At 55.8% G+C, this 14,551-nt stretch carries 13 protein-coding genes; 5 read left to right on the top strand and 8 right to left on the bottom strand.

The features are described 5' to 3' along the window. The first annotated feature begins 160 nt into the window (after positions 1 to 160). On the top strand, positions 161 to 1,561 hold the full coding sequence (gene fumC / locus EDF73_RS27060) for a class II fumarate hydratase (protein ID WP_132732012.1): 1,401 nt from the start codon (positions 161 to 163) through the stop codon (positions 1,559 to 1,561). Here fumC and tus read toward each other — a convergent pair. From tus to rstA, 3 genes are all read right to left on the bottom strand, one after another. Beyond that, on the bottom strand, positions 1,551 to 2,483 hold the full coding sequence (gene tus, locus EDF73_RS27055) for a DNA replication terminus site-binding protein (protein ID WP_132732011.1): 933 nt from the start codon (positions 2,481 to 2,483) through the stop codon (positions 1,551 to 1,553). The genes fumC and tus overlap by 11 nt on opposite strands. A 72-nt stretch (positions 2,484 to 2,555) precedes the next feature. Then, a complete protein-coding gene (rstB, locus tag EDF73_RS27050; protein WP_132732010.1) occupies positions 2,556 to 3,857 on the bottom strand; it encodes a two-component system sensor histidine kinase RstB in 1,302 nt (433 codons plus the stop codon). A 291-nt stretch (positions 3,858 to 4,148) separates the two neighbouring features. Further along, the gene (rstA, locus tag EDF73_RS27045; RefSeq protein WP_132732009.1) at positions 4,149 to 4,865 is read right to left on the bottom strand and encodes a two-component system response regulator RstA; all 717 of its coding nucleotides are present in this window, start codon (positions 4,863 to 4,865) and stop codon (positions 4,149 to 4,151) included. Positions 4,866 to 4,992: 127 nt separating this feature from the next. Here rstA and EDF73_RS27040 point away from each other — a divergent pair, with 127 nt between their 5' ends. Then, positions 4,993 to 5,328, top strand: a complete 336-nt coding sequence (locus EDF73_RS27040; RefSeq protein ID WP_132732008.1) for a GlpM family protein — start codon at positions 4,993 to 4,995, stop codon at positions 5,326 to 5,328. Here EDF73_RS27040 and folM read toward each other — a convergent pair. From folM to ydgH, 3 genes are all read right to left on the bottom strand, one after another. Then, entirely contained in the window at positions 5,325 to 6,050 is a 726-nt protein-coding gene (gene folM / locus EDF73_RS27035; protein WP_132732007.1) for a dihydromonapterin reductase, read from the bottom strand. The genes EDF73_RS27040 and folM overlap by 4 nt on opposite strands. Before the next feature lie 36 nt (positions 6,051 to 6,086). After that, the gene (locus EDF73_RS27030) at positions 6,087 to 7,469 is read right to left on the bottom strand and encodes an amino acid permease (RefSeq protein ID WP_132732006.1); all 1,383 of its coding nucleotides are present in this window, start codon (positions 7,467 to 7,469) and stop codon (positions 6,087 to 6,089) included. A 178-nt stretch (positions 7,470 to 7,647) separates the two neighbouring features. Beyond that, entirely contained in the window at positions 7,648 to 8,598 is a 951-nt protein-coding gene (gene ydgH, locus EDF73_RS27020; protein WP_132732005.1) for a DUF1471 family protein YdgH, read from the bottom strand. A 521-nt stretch (positions 8,599 to 9,119) separates the two neighbouring features. Between ydgH and pntA the strand changes: the two genes are divergently transcribed. From pntA to EDF73_RS27000, 3 genes are all read left to right on the top strand, one after another. After that, positions 9,120 to 10,649: a Re/Si-specific NAD(P)(+) transhydrogenase subunit alpha gene (gene pntA, locus EDF73_RS27010; protein ID WP_132732004.1), complete on the top strand. Its 1,530-nt coding sequence runs from the start codon at positions 9,120 to 9,122 to the stop codon at positions 10,647 to 10,649. 10 nt (positions 10,650 to 10,659) lie between these two features. Next, positions 10,660 to 12,048, top strand: a complete 1,389-nt coding sequence (gene pntB / locus EDF73_RS27005; RefSeq protein ID WP_132732003.1) for a Re/Si-specific NAD(P)(+) transhydrogenase subunit beta — start codon at positions 10,660 to 10,662, stop codon at positions 12,046 to 12,048. Between the two features lie 149 nt (positions 12,049 to 12,197). Next, positions 12,198 to 12,386: a YdiH family protein gene (locus EDF73_RS27000; protein ID WP_132732002.1), complete on the top strand. Its 189-nt coding sequence runs from the start codon at positions 12,198 to 12,200 to the stop codon at positions 12,384 to 12,386. Between the two features lie 135 nt (positions 12,387 to 12,521). Here EDF73_RS27000 and uspE read toward each other — a convergent pair whose 3' ends face one another. Together uspE and fnr are read right to left on the bottom strand one after the other, a co-directional pair. Further along, positions 12,522 to 13,472, bottom strand: coding sequence for a universal stress protein UspE (uspE, locus tag EDF73_RS26995; protein ID WP_132732001.1), 951 nt, complete (start codon positions 13,470 to 13,472; stop codon positions 12,522 to 12,524). A gap of 137 nt (positions 13,473 to 13,609) precedes the next feature. After that, entirely contained in the window at positions 13,610 to 14,362 is a 753-nt protein-coding gene (fnr, locus tag EDF73_RS26990) for a fumarate/nitrate reduction transcriptional regulator Fnr (protein WP_132732000.1), read from the bottom strand. Positions 14,363 to 14,551 lie beyond the last annotated feature (189 nt).

Raw genomic sequence — 14,551 nt, 5'->3', positions numbered from 1 at the left:
ACGCTGTGTGAAATAATCATCGCCGCCCTCCGGGGCGGTTTTTTATGCCGCTTAGCGGCACGAACGAGCAATAAAAATTAAAAATCTGACCAATACTTAACGCGTTAAAGCAGGTGAGCCTTGTCGACATTGCATACTTTTTTTATTCAAGGAGACAGGAATGACAACGCATCGCAGTGAAAAAGACTCTATGGGCGCCATTGAGGTGCCTGCCGACAAACTCTGGGGCGCCCAGACCCAGCGTTCGCTGGAACATTTCCGCATCTCGACGGAAAAAATGCCGGGCGAACTGATAGCTGCCCTGGCGCTGACCAAACGCGCGGCGGCAAAGGTTAACGAGGATCTGGGGCTGCTGGCGGCAGAGAAGGCCGGGGCTATCATTCAGGCCGCCGATGAAGTGCTGGCGGGCAAGCATCCCGCGGAGTTTCCGTTGGCCATCTGGCAGACCGGCTCCGGTACGCAAAGCAACATGAATATGAATGAGGTGCTGGCTAACCGCGCCAGCGAGCTGCTGGGCGGCGTGCGGGGAATGGAACGTAAGATTCACCCTAACGATGACGTCAACAAGAGCCAGAGCTCCAACGACGTTTTCCCGACGGCGATGCACGTGGCGGCCATTATCGCCCTGCGCGACAAGCTGATTCCCCAGCTCAACGTGCTGAAACAGACGCTGAGCGATAAATCCATCGCCTTTAACGACATCGTTAAAATTGGTCGTACCCATCTGCAGGACGCCACGCCGCTGACCCTGGGTCAGGAAATTTCCGGCTGGGTGGCGATGCTTGAGCATAACCTGAAACATATCGAGCACAGCCTGCCGCACCTGAGCGAGCTGGCGCTGGGGGGAACCGCGGTCGGCACCGGGCTGAACACGCACCCGGAGTATGCCGTACGGGTGGCGGCAGAGCTGGCGGCGATCAGCGGTCAGCCGTTCGTTACCGCGCCGAATAAGTTTGAAGCGCTGGCTACCTGCGACGCGCTGGTCCACGCGCACGGCGCGCTGAAAGGGCTGGCCGCGTCATTGATGAAGATCGCTAACGATGTGCGCTGGCTGGCTTCCGGCCCGCGCTGCGGTATTGGCGAAATCGCCATTCCGGAAAATGAACCCGGCTCATCCATTATGCCCGGCAAGGTGAACCCGACGCAGTGCGAAGCGCTGACGATGCTGTGCTGTCAGGTGCTGGGCAATGATGTGGCGGTGAATATCGGCGGCGCTTCCGGCAACTTTGAACTGAACGTCTACCGCCCGATGGTGATTCATAATTTCCTGCAATCGGTACGGCTGCTGGCTGACGGCATGGAAAGCTTTAACGCGCACTGTGCGCTGGGGATCGAACCGAACCGCGAACGCATCGGCCAGCTGCTCAACGAATCCCTGATGCTGGTGACGGCGCTGAATACGCATATTGGCTACGACAAAGCGGCGGAAATTGCCAAAAAGGCGCATAAAGAGGGGCTGACGCTCAAAGCGTCGGCGCTGGCGCTCGGCTACCTGACGGAAGCCGAATTTGATAGCTGGGTGCGCCCGGAAGAGATGGTCGGCAGTATGGCTACTCGCTAGCCAGCCACAGGTGCAGCCGCGGGATCAGCAATCTGAGCGACTGCGCCTGCGGTTTATAGCGGTACTGGACATGGTCCGCATCGTAATTCAGTAACTCGCCGATATCCGGCACGCTGACCCCCTGGGTGCCGGATATCAGCGTAATCAGCGGCCCCGGGCAGGCGTACTGCACCTGTTTTTGCTCGCCGGCGTACCATACGCGGGCGATGGGCTGAACCTTCACCGGCCGTTTAATCTTCAGCTTTGCCCGCTGCGGCAGGGCGGCAATATCTTGGTATTCTCGTTCCAGCTTGCTCTGCCACTGTTCGCGCGTCCAGGGCGGCACCGCGCGCGGGGATTGCAGGCTCTTTTCCAGCTGCATCAGCACCTGATCCCGGGTGAGGTTCTTAATCACGTGTTTATTGGCCCAGCCGAAGCGAATGGTGCTGGGATCAAACAGCGGCGTTAAGGTGCGGTAGGCGCTAAGGGTTATCAGCCCTGGCAGATGGCGGTGTACCCACTCAAAACGCGCGGCGACGGGCAGGCCGGAATCGACGGTAACAATTTTTTCGAAAGCGGCTTTCAGCGCATTGATATGGCTAATTTGCTGCCGGATTGCGGCCTGCTCCGCGTGGCTGGTGTGCAGGCAAATGGCGCCGGGAAGGCGGACGGCCGCCTTGCTGCTGCGGCTTTCCGATTGCTGCTGAATGAACAGATGACGGTAGTGTTTCAGGGCCATTTCCAGCGCCGGTTGACCGATGTGCTGAACCACCTTGATGGTCTCCAGCGGCTGGTGCTCCGCCTCTTTACTGATGGCCGGCAGCGCGAACACCCGGGCGGCCAGCAGGCGGCAGGCGCGCAGGCTATGCTGAAGTTCCTGTAGCTCGCGCTCCAGCTGGCGGAAGGTATCATTGAGGCGTTCAACGAGGTCGTAGCTGGCCATATCCATCACCTTAGTTACAACATACTATTTGATTTTTAACTATACGCAGACCGAAGCGCCTGCGCAAGGAGGTCAGGTAGAGCTAAAATTGGGCAGCTGGTGGTAGATTGGCCAGCTAAAACTAAACCGGGCGCCGCCCAGCGAACTGGCGCCGCAGCTCACTTCTCCGGACATCGCCTGGGCAATGCTGTGGACAATAGCCAGCCCCAGTCCACAGCCGCCGGTGGCCCGGTCGCGGCTGGGGTCGAGGCGGACAAACGGCTCAAATACGCGCTCGCGTTCCGCCGGATCGATACCCGGACCGTCATCCTCAACCTGTAGCGTGGCCCGCGAGCCCTGAAGCGTCAGGCTAACCTGAATACGCTGGTTGCTGTAACGCAGGGCGTTGTTTACCAGGTTATCCAGAACGCGCTCCATCAGACGCATATCGAGGGCGCCATAATCGCCGGCCACCGCCTCGCGCAGCGTCACCGCGCGCTGGGGGTTCACCATCTGAATTTCTTCAACATGGGCGTCAATCCAGGCCGGGAAGTCGGGGGTGGTCAGGTTCAGTTCATTCTGCGGACGATCCAGCCGCGCGTAGGTCAGCAGCTCTTCGATTAACGCTTCCAGCTGGCCGATGTCGCGATTCAGGGCTTGCGATTCCGCCCCGGTCAGATTCTCACTCATCTCCAGGCGATAGCGCAGGCGCACCAGCGGGGTTCGCAGCTCGTGGGCAATCCCATCAATCAGCTGCTTTTTGCTGGCGATCAGGGCATTGATGTTGTCGGCCATCTGGTTAAAAGCCACCCCCAGCCGTTCGAAGCTGGACATACTGTCGAAGTGAATCCGCTCACTAAAATGTCCTTCGCCAAAGCGCTGAGCGGCGGTCTCCAGGCGCAGCATATCCTGCCAGTGGGGACGCATCCAGATAAACACCGGGAAGGCGAGCGAGATGGCGATAAAGGCCATCAATGCCACATCCAGCAGGCGCATCTCATGGAGAAAATAGAGATAGGGGACCGGGCCGACCGACAGGACATAGTGACTGCGTGGAATACGCTGGATGAACGTGTACTCGTCATCGAGGGCGACAATATCGCCGGCGCGCAGATGCTGCATCGAGTTTTCCGACAGTTTAAATTTACTCAACGGCTCGATATGCAGATCGAACGACAGGTTAAGATCCAGCTCCTTCAGCGTCTTACTCCAGTCGCGGGGAGGAATTTCCCGCAGCTCGCTGCGCATCAGATACAGCGAGCTCTTCATCAGGTCGTCCAGCGACTGGCGGCCGGCGCGCTCGGCGGTGAATTTGTACACCAGGCCAACCAACATCGTCATCACCAGGAAGCAGACAAACAACAGAAGGTAGAACTGCACAAACAGCTTTTTCATTAAATATCACCTAAAAAATCAATGTGTTAACTATCTGTCTTTTACCTTCAGGGCGCTATGGAGGCATGGGTATATCCGCCAGGGCGCTGATGCAGAGACGAACCCCGATCGCTGTCGAGGGCATCCTTCGCAGTCCGTGATTGAGCAAAACGTCCGCACATGGAAACCGGCAGGTTGTCAGACTGAAAGCACAGGGCTGGGAGAAAACACGTTTTTTCACCCGACGGTGTGTTCAGCAAAAAGCCACCGTTGGGTGGCTTTACGGAGCGGTTTGAGCGCCTGCGCGACCGGTTAATTGTCCCAGGCGTGCGGGGCGAACAGGTAGCCTTTGTTGCGCACCGTTTTGATCCGATAGGGTTCTGTGGCGCTGTCGAGCAGCTTCTTGCGCAGTCGAGAGATAGCCACATCGACGCTGCGGTCCATCCCATCGTAGCTGACTCCGCGCAGGTTTTTCAGCAGCGCATCGCGATCCATAATCTGCCCGGCGTGGGTGGCCAGTTCCCATAATAGCTCAAAGTCTGCCGTCGACAACGCCACGCTCTCGCCGCCGAGTAACACCTGACGGTTAACCGGGTCGATCGACAGCGAACCAAAGGTGATGGTTTTATGCGGCGTCAGGGCCGCCGGGGCATGGGTCGTGGGAACGGCAACGTGCTGGCGCAGATGCAGGCGCAGGCGCGCCAGCAGTACGGCGGGCGGGGTGGTCTTCAGAATGTAATCACTGGCGCCCATTTCCAGTGATAAAATATGGTTCATATCGCTATCGAGCGAGGTGAGCAACACGATGGGGCCTTGCCACTGGCCGCGCAGATCGCGGCAAAGGGTCATCCCGTCTTTGCCTGGCAGCATGATATCCAGTAATACCAGGTCAGGTTTTTCCCGCGCAATCACCTCTTCTGCCCGGTCACCGCGGGGCTCAACCACCACGTCCATATCGTGCTTTCCGAGATAGGCGGCGATCAAGGCGCCAACTTCGGGATCATCCTCAACAAAAACGATCTTATTCATATCTGACTTGTATAAGAAAAAGAATTAACATACACCGCCCTCTGACTGCCTGCCATTAATCTTTTATAAACAAATGTTCTTCCGTTATGCTGGCTCAACACGTTATTTCACTGTTAAGGCTAAAGGAATGGGGCTGTTGATTAAAGCGCTGCTCGGGGCGCTGGTGGTGGTACTGATTGGCGTACTTTCCAAAACCAAAAACTATTATATCGCCGGGTTAATTCCGTTATTTCCGACTTTTGCCCTGATTGCACATTACATCGTCGCCAGCGAGCGCGGCATTGAAGCGCTACGCACGACCATCGTATTTGGCATGTGGTCAATCATTCCCTATTTTATCTACCTGCTGTCGCTATGGTACTTCACCGGAATCATGCGCCTGCCGTTAGCGCTGGCGGGCGCGGTAGGGTGCTGGAGCCTGTGTGCCTGGCTGCTGATCCTCGGCTGGAGCCGGTTTCACTAGCGCAGATGCCGCCCGCCATCCACGGCGAATGAACGCCCGGTGACAAACCTGCTGGTGAACAGATAATCGAGCAGTTCGATAATTTCTTTTTCACCCGCCGCGATTTTCATCAGCGACTTATCGAGCGCCTGTTTACGGTATTCGGCATCGTCGCCCTCATTAAACATGATCAGCGAAGGGGCGACGGCGTTGACCTTAATCTCCGGCGCCAGCTTGCGGGCAAAGGAGCGGGTCATATTATCCAGCGCCGCTTTGCTGGCGGCATAGGCGATATGTTTATCGCTGCCGCGTTCCACCACGTAGTCGGTGATATGAATAATATCGCTGGCGGCATGGCCGTGACCGCGCAGGAGGTTTTCCAGCGCATGGTTGAGCAGGTAGGGAGCATTGACGTGGATCTGCATCATGCTGGCCAGCACCGTAGTCAGGGGGATACCCGGTTTTTCCGCCATCCAGCTGCTGGCATTGTGAATGACGGCGCGCAGGCCACCGCTGGCGTGGGTTTTCACCGCTTCGGCGAAAGTCAAAATCCCGTCGTCGCTGCTAAAGTCGGCCGGCAGACAGAGCGCCCCGGCTTCGCGCAGAACGTCAATGGCCGGGTAGTGCGTGCGATAGCTGACGATAACCGGCTGCTGCTGATTGAGAAAATGGTGCGCCAGCGCGAGGCCGATGCGGCGGCCTCCACCGGTAATCAGAATGGGGCGAGGCTGTCGGACATCCATGGGTATCTCCTTTCAATTCAGCGGCAGGGCAACCGCTTACCCCACCAGCATCCACGTTGCCGGGATAGCGGCAACCAGCAAAAAACCAATTAAGGCTAATTCACGGCGTTTAAGCATGCGATCGTGCTGGTGCGTACGGCGCGCGTACAGGAAAACCAGAAGACCCGGAGCGTAAAGTACCACCGACAACAGTAAATGCACAGGGCCCGACGCATATAATAACCATAAGCCATAAAGACATGCGCCGATACCCACCGCCTGATGCAGTGGCCGCACGGCAATCTTCAGCAGAAAGGCGCCGACGAGGAAATAGGGCACCAGAATCATCTCGGATGCGATAGTCAGCAGCGTGTTGTAATCCGAACCGGTCAACCAAATCAGTACCAACGACGCCTGGACGCTGATATTGGTTAACCACAGGGACGCCGACGGGGCATTGTTTTTATTCTGCCGGGCAAACAGTTGTGGAAACGCTTTATGGCTGGCCGCCAGCCAGGGGACTTCCGCCGCCATAATGGTCCAGCTCAGATAGGCGCCGCAGACCGAGATAATCAGCCCGGCGGCAATCACCACTTCCCCCCACGAACCCATCATTTTTACCATTAATCCGGCCATCGACGGGTTACGCATCCCGGCCAGCTCCGGTCGGGCGACAACGCCTAACGACAGCAGGGTTACCAGTAGATAAACCACCAAAGCGGAAAGGACCGCCAGCAGCGTGGCGCGCCCGACATCCTGTTTGTTGCGCGCGCGGGCGGAAACCACCACCGCGCCTTCGACGCCAATAAACACCCACAGGGTGATCAGCATCGTATTCTTCACCTGTTCCCAGACCGGTACGCCGAGCGCCAGGCCGCTGAAGTCGAGGCTGAAGGTTTCAAGACGGAAGGCCGCCACGGCGAGAACGATGAATGCGCCGAGAGGGATCAGTTTGGCAAGCGTGGCGATGAGGTTAATCCCGGCGGCCGTCTGTACTCCCCGCAGAACCAGAAAGTGTACCACCCACAGCAGTAGCGAGGCGCCAACGATCGCCTGCCAGGTATTGCCGTCGCCGAAGATAATGGTGTCCGGGGTATCGGTGAAGAAGCTGAGCGCGGCAAAGACAATCACCAGATAAGAGACGTTGGCGATCACCGCGCACAGCCAGTAGCCCCAGGCGGAGCAGAAACCGATCAGCTCGCCAAAGCCTTCGCGGGCATAGGTGAAAATGCCGCCGTCCAGATCGGCGCGAATGCGGGTCAACAGCAGCATCGCGAAGGCGAGGAATAAAATCCCGACCCCGGTAATCCCCCAGCCAATCAACAGCGCCGATGGGCTGGCCACCGCCGCCATGTTTTGCGGTAAGCTGAATACGCCAGCGCCCAGCATTGAACTCAGTACCAGTGCGGTCAAGGCGCTGAGGCCCAGTCTCTTTTCCATTGTATTCCCGAGGTGACGACGGTGAATAAAGAATATTTATTTGGCGAAATCGCATAAAAATGGAGGATTACGCTAAGGCGCGGGATTTTACGGAGTGTTTTGTACGCATGCAATGGCGGCGGGTGAAAAAAAGCAAAAAGGCGGCATTATGCCGCCTTTTTGTTCAGCTCAGAGGCGATTACTTATACAGATCGGCGCTGATGGTGATGTTACCACCACGTTCCTGCCATTGGCGGGTGATGTGGTAGTACTTAGCCCCTTTCTTCGCCGCACGTTTCGCGGTCTGATAAGAGATTTCGGTCATGTTGCCGTAGTTGCCGGTGAACTTGATGCTGTCGAACGGGGCCATCTGAGCGGCGGTAATCTTGTTCACTTCTTCGACTTTGGTGCCGTCAGGAAGCGTGACAGTGTAACGCCCGCCTTTGGATGACTGGGTTTCAAAGAAGCGACCCACGCCGGTACCAGAGCCCACGGCAGAGGTCGTTGCTACGCCCGGGATTTCAACATTTTTAGCCGCCGCGCCGCCTTCTGCCAGCGCCGCGCGTCCTGCGTCAGAATCTGCCGGAATCGCATCCGGGCTCTGCAGAACGCGTTTCTTCGCGTCGGCTTTATAGATATACGCGGTGATGCGCTGATTGCCGCCCTGGTTGGCGTCAACCTGACGGACGATAAAGAACGAGGCCGCGCCTTTCGCTTTCGCCGCTTTGGCGATCGCGTCGTTCACTTCCGGCTGGCTGCGATAGAAGCCCTGGACGGTTACGGTATCATACGGTTCCAGCTCGACGGCCTGATCTTTCGGCAGTTCCATCACGCCGCTGATCACCCGGTTTTGCGGGGCATCCGCCTGCGGAGCGTTGTTTTTATACAGGTCGGCGGTCACGCGCCAGTTACCGCTGTTGCCTAAATCAGACGTGTCGACAACGTAAAAAGAGGCTGCGCCGTCTTTGTCCGCTCTGCGGGAGACGGCTTTGACCGCATCGCCAATCGCGTTAAAACGACCGGTGACCACCACGCGATCGTAGGGCTTCAACGCCGCCGCCTGCTCCGGAGTCAGCTCGGTCGCCGCATGGGCTGACAACGCGGTTGTAGCCAGAAGAGCAGACGCCAGGAGTGAGTTCTTAAGCTTCATAAAAATAATCCTTTGCCTTGCGCAAACCATGTACTGGTATTGTTGTTGACTGATAACGCTCAATTATTGCATTTAAAAGGCGTAACTGTCTGCGTCATTTTTCGCTTACCGCCCGAAACGTGCGTCACAATAATATAAAATTTTCCGATATGTTGAAAAAACAGCCTCTTGACCAGCAAAATTGATAATCAATACCACTTTTATAAGTTAACGTAATGTTAATGTGATGTTCTAACTGGCGATTAATGGCGTATTAGCGCTTCAGCTAAGCGAATTATCAGGCCTGGCTATAAAATTAAGGTAAATATTGCTGCCTGACACTGTTCGCAGTGAGTTTTACCAATAAAATCAAAATTTCTGTTTTATCGCAGTAGATCACAATCGGTATTTTCAGTAGGTTATAAAAAGTTTGTTACTGTTTCATTTTTTCAGCCGAAGGGAGAGAAAGGGCACTTTTTGCCGCTTTACCGTCGTCTGTGAGAAAAGAAAACCATCATCAAAAACCGATGGAAGGGAAAACTATGCGTATCGGGGTACCAAAAGAACGGTTTGCCAATGAAACCCGTGTAGCTGCCACGCCGAAAACGGTGGAACAACTGCTCAAGCTGGGTTTTACCGTCGCAGTTGAAAGCGGCGCGGGTCATCTGGCAAGTTTCGATGACGAAGCATTTGCTCAGGCTGGTGCTGAGGTTGTGGATGGCGCCGAAGTCTGGCAGTCGCCCATTATTCTCAAGGTCAATGCGCCTGAGGAACATGAAATTGCCTTGCTCAATCCAGGCACGACGCTGGTGAGCTTTATCTGGCCCGCACAAAATCCACAGTTAATGGAGAAACTCGCGGCCCGTAATATCAACGTGATGGCCATGGATTCGGTGCCGCGTATTTCGCGCGCCCAGTCGCTGGATGCATTGAGCTCCATGGCCAACATCGCCGGCTACCGTGCGATTGTCGAGGCGGCCCACGAGTTTGGTCGTTTCTTTACCGGGCAGATTACCGCGGCGGGGAAAGTTCCGCCGGCGAAGGTCATGGTCATCGGCGCAGGCGTTGCCGGACTGGCGGCCATCGGCGCGGCGAACAGCCTTGGGGCGATTGTCCGCGCGTTCGATACCCGTCCGGAAGTGAAAGAACAGGTGCAGAGTATGGGCGCCGAGTTCCTTGAACTGGACTTCAAAGAAGAGGCGGGCAGCGGCGATGGCTATGCCAAAGTCATGTCCGAAGCCTTTATCAAAGCGGAAATGGCGCTGTTTGCGGCGCAGGCGAAAGAGGTCGACATCATCGTCACCACGGCGCTGATTCCAGGTAAGCCGGCGCCGAAGCTGATCACCCGCGAAATGGTTGACTCAATGACGGCAGGTAGCGTGGTGGTCGATCTGGCCTCGCAGAACGGCGGCAACTGTGAGTACACCGTACCCGGCGAGGTGGTCACCACCGCCAATGGAGTGAAGATCATTGGGTATACCGACCTGCCGGGCCGTCTGCCGACCCAGTCCTCGCAGCTGTACGGGACCAACCTGGTCAACCTGCTGAAGCTGCTGTGCAAAGAGAAAGACGGCAACATCACCATTGATTTTGACGACGTGGTGGTGCGTGGCGTGACGGTCGTGCGCGAAGGCGAAGTGACCTGGCCGGCGCCGCCGATTCAGGTCTCCGCGCAGCCGCAGGCCGCGGCCAAACCGGCGGAAGCGCCAAAAGAAGCAGAAAAACCGGCCTCTCCATGGCGTAAATACGCGCTGATGGCGCTGGCGATTATTCTGTTTGGCTGGCTCGCCAACGTGGCGCCGAAAGAATTCCTCGGCCACTTTACCGTTTTCGCGCTCTCCTGCGTGGTCGGTTACTACGTGGTGTGGAACGTTTCTCATGCGCTGCACACGCCGCTGATGTCGGTGACGAACGCCATTTCCGGGATTATCGTCGTCGGAGCGTTGTTGCAGATCGGCCACGGCGGCTGGGTCAGTTTCCTGAGCTTTATCGCGGTGCTGATCGCCAGCATTAATATTTTTGGTGGTTTCACCGTCACTCAGCGCATGCTGAAAATGTTCCGCAAGAACTAAGGGGTAGCACATGTCTGGAGGATTAGTTACAGCTGCATACATTGTTGCCGCTATTCTGTTTATTTTTAGCCTTGCGGGGCTGTCAAAACACGAAACCTCAAAGCAGGGTAACCTGTTCGGGATGGCCGGGATGGCCATCGCGCTGATTGCGACCATTCTGGGGCCGGATACTGGCAACGTGGCGTGGATCATTCTGGCGATGGTCATCGGTGGCGCAATTGGTATCCGCCTGGCGAAGAAGGTCGAAATGACCGAAATGCCGGAGCTGGTTGCGGTGCTGCACAGCTTTGTTGGCCTGGCCGCGGTGCTGGTGGGCTTTAACAGCTACCTGTACCACGAAGCGGGGATGGAACAGATCCTGGTGAATATTCACCTGACGGAAGTGTTCCTTGGCATCTTTATCGGGGCGGTGACCTTTACCGGTTCAATTGTGGCATTCGGCAAGCTGCGCGGAAAGATTTCATCTAAACCGCTGATGTTGCCGCATCGTCATAAGCTGAACCTGGCGGCGCTGGTGGTCTCCTTCCTGCTGCTGGTGGCGTTTGTCCGTACCGATAGTACCGCTACCCAGGCGCTGGCGCTGCTGGTGATGACCGTTATCGCGCTGGCCTTTGGCTGGCACCTGGTGGCTTCGATCGGCGGGGCAGATATGCCGGTCGTGGTTTCGATGCTGAACTCCTACTCCGGCTGGGCGGCGGCGGCGGCGGGCTTCATGCTCAGCAACGACCTGCTGATTGTCACCGGTGCGCTGGTGGGTTCTTCGGGGGCGATCCTCTCTTACATTATGTGTAAGGCGATGAACCGCTCATTTTTCAGCGTGATTGCCGGCGGTTTCGGCACCGATGGCTCGTCCACCGGTAGCGATGAAGAAGTCGGCGAACACCGCGAAATCAGCGCGGAAGATACCGCTGAAATGTTGAAAAACTCCCATTCGGTGATCATCACCCCGGGCTACGGAATGGCGGTCGCGCAGGCACAGTATCCGGTGGCTGAAATCACGGAAAGGCTGCGCGCGCGCGGCATCAAGGTGCGTTTTGGTATTCACCCGGTCGCCGGTCGTTTACCTGGGCATATGAACGTGCTGCTGGCGGAAGCGAAAGTGCCGTATGACGTGGTGCTGGAAATGGATGAGATCAACGATGATTTCAGCGATACCGACACCGTGCTGGTTATCGGCGCGAACGATACCGTTAACCCGGCGGCGCAGGACGATCCGAAGAGCCCGATCGCCGGTATGCCGGTGCTGGAAGTGTGGAAAGCGCAGAATGTGGTGGTCTTTAAGCGTTCGATGAATACTGGTTATGCCGGCGTTCAGAACCCGCTGTTCTTCAAAGAGAACACCCATATGCTGTTCGGGGATGCCAAAGCCAGCGTTGACGCTATTCTGAAAGCGCTGTGATGAGCCTGTGACCGTAAATAATGTTTGAGTCTGAAGCCGTCTCTGCTGAGACGGCTTTTTTATATATCCGGTCAGGTCATGAATTGCTCATAAAGTCAGCACCCGGGAGTGTTATACTAAGCCTGTTTTTTCATCACTCTGAGGATATTATGGATACCGAATTAACTCCCACGCAAATGGCCATCGAGTTTCTGCGTCGTGACCCAACCGCTTTAACCCCCGCGCAGTACCTGAAAAAATTCAAACTTCTCGAGCTGGAATTTGCGGATTTGATGTCGCTTTCTTCCAATGAGCTGAAAGAAGAGATCGATCACGCCTGGCGTTTAGGTATCCATTAAAGCGTTGTTGCTGTCTATATGTTGCTGATGACGGGGCCGAAAGGCCCTTTATTTTTACCTGAGGCAGGCCGGCGCTAAAAAAATCCCCCGCGCGAGCGGGGGACAGGGGGAGAGAACGGAGTGCTAGCCGGCGGATTAATCGTCGTCTTCGTCATCCATTTCGACCGGGGTTTTATACTGTTCCGGTTTGAGCACCAGCAGATCGCAGCGGAGATGGTCGATGACCTGCTCGGCGGTATTGCCGAGGAAGGCCGCCGACAGCCCGGTGCGCCCGACGGTGCCGAGCACGACAATCCCCGCCTGCAGATGCTCTGACAGGTCAGGAATCACTTCCTCCGGCAGACCTTTCTCTACATGGGTGCGATTTTCATCAATGCCGAATTTTTGCCGCAGCGCTTTCATTGCCAGCAGGTGCTGACCGCGAATTGCGTCGTTGTAGATGCTTGGGTCAAAATCGGGAAGCTCGATAGCGATATTGATCGGCGTGACCGGATAAGCGCCAACCAGATGGACTTCGGTATGGTTAACCTGATCGGCCAGCTCGAGGGTCTCTTTAACCAGCTTTTCGTTTAACGCGTCGTGATAATTCTCTTCGCTGGCCAGGTTAACCGCCACCAGCGCCTTACCGCCTTCCGGCCACGGCTGGTCCTTAACCATCCAGACCGGGCACGGACATTTGCGCAGCAGATGCCAGTCGGTAGGAGTGAAAATAACGGCTTCCAGCTTGTCATGCTGGTGCGCCATCTTCAGCAGTAAGTCATGCTTGTCGGTGAGGATTTCCTGAATAATGGCTTCGAAAGGGCGATTATGCCACACCACTTTAATATCAATGGGCACGCCGGACTCAATATAAAAGCGAGCCTGCTCTTTGATCCAGGCGCTGCGTTGGCTGATCACGCCCTGGCGCATCGCCGTCCGCTCATCGGGCGACAGCAGGGTAGTCATCTCATAGGAAAAATCGTAGATCGGCAAAAAGGCTTTGATGCGTCCACCAATCCGTTGGTGCAGATACACCGCACGCCGCAATGCAGGCTGGTCATCCTGATTGGGGTCGATTACTACCAGCATGTTCTGATACTTTGCCATACAGGGTCTCCTTACAACTGTAACTACAGTCTGTCATTAAAAAGATAACCTATATGGATGAAATGAAACAGGGGATGACCCTGGCCAGATCAACAAATCAGAAAAAAATTCGCGATCTGGCGGAGGGATTAGGGGGATCAGGCGACGTTGCGGGCCTGGCCCGCCAGCTCTGAGAGCAGCTCGCTATTCTCGATGGTGATATATTTACCTTTCACCGCCAGCATGCCGCTTTTCTGGAAACGACCCAGCAGACGGCTGATGGTCTCGACCGTCAGGCCCAGATAGTTGCCGATATCGCCACGGGTCATTGTCAGACGGAACTCGCGAGGCGAAAAACCGCGCTGCGCGAAACGGCGGGACAGATTATAGATAAAGGCCGCCAGACGCTCTTCCGCGTTCTTTTTGGAAAGCAGCAGAATCATATCCTGATCGCCTTTAATCTCGCCGCTCATCAGACGCATCATCTGCTGACGCAGATTCGGCATCTTACCGGAAAGGTCATCCAGCGTTTCAAACGGAATTTCGCAGACCATTGAGGTTTCCAGCGCCTGGGCAAAGCTCGGGTGAAGACCGGTACCGATGGCGTCAAAACCGACCAGATCGCCCGCCAGGTGAAAGCCGGTAATCTGCTCGTCACCCTGCTCGGTGATGGTATAGCTTTTGATGGTGCCAGAACGAATCGCATACAGTGATTTCAGCTCATCACCGGCTTTGAACAAGGTCTGTCCTTTCTGGATAGGCTTTTTACGCTCGATGATATTATCCAGCTGATCAAGCTCATGCTCGTTCAGAGTAAAAGGGATGCAAAGCTGGCTAATGCTGCAATCCTGACAATGAATTGCGCAACCGCCAGACTGAATGCGTCGAATAATTCTCTTTTCTGGGATCATAGGTCTGCTCAAGCCTTAATTGATATTGGTCAATTTTAACATCTTTTTGGAGAGCAGGTAAGTCTCGAACCGAGGAAACACGTAATATTAAAAGGGGAAATCAATAGTCGCGCTTATGCTGTTGATAAACAATAGCATGTCAGTTCAGACTGGATTGTAAAGTTACCCGATGCTTCCGATAAAAGGCAC

Origin of the sequence: Klebsiella sp. BIGb0138 (assembly GCF_004342285.1) — a bacterium.
Classification (GTDB): domain Bacteria; phylum Pseudomonadota; class Gammaproteobacteria; order Enterobacterales; family Enterobacteriaceae; genus Klebsiella.
Note: the sequence above shows the minus strand (reverse complement) of the source record. Positions and strands in the feature narration are given on the sequence as shown.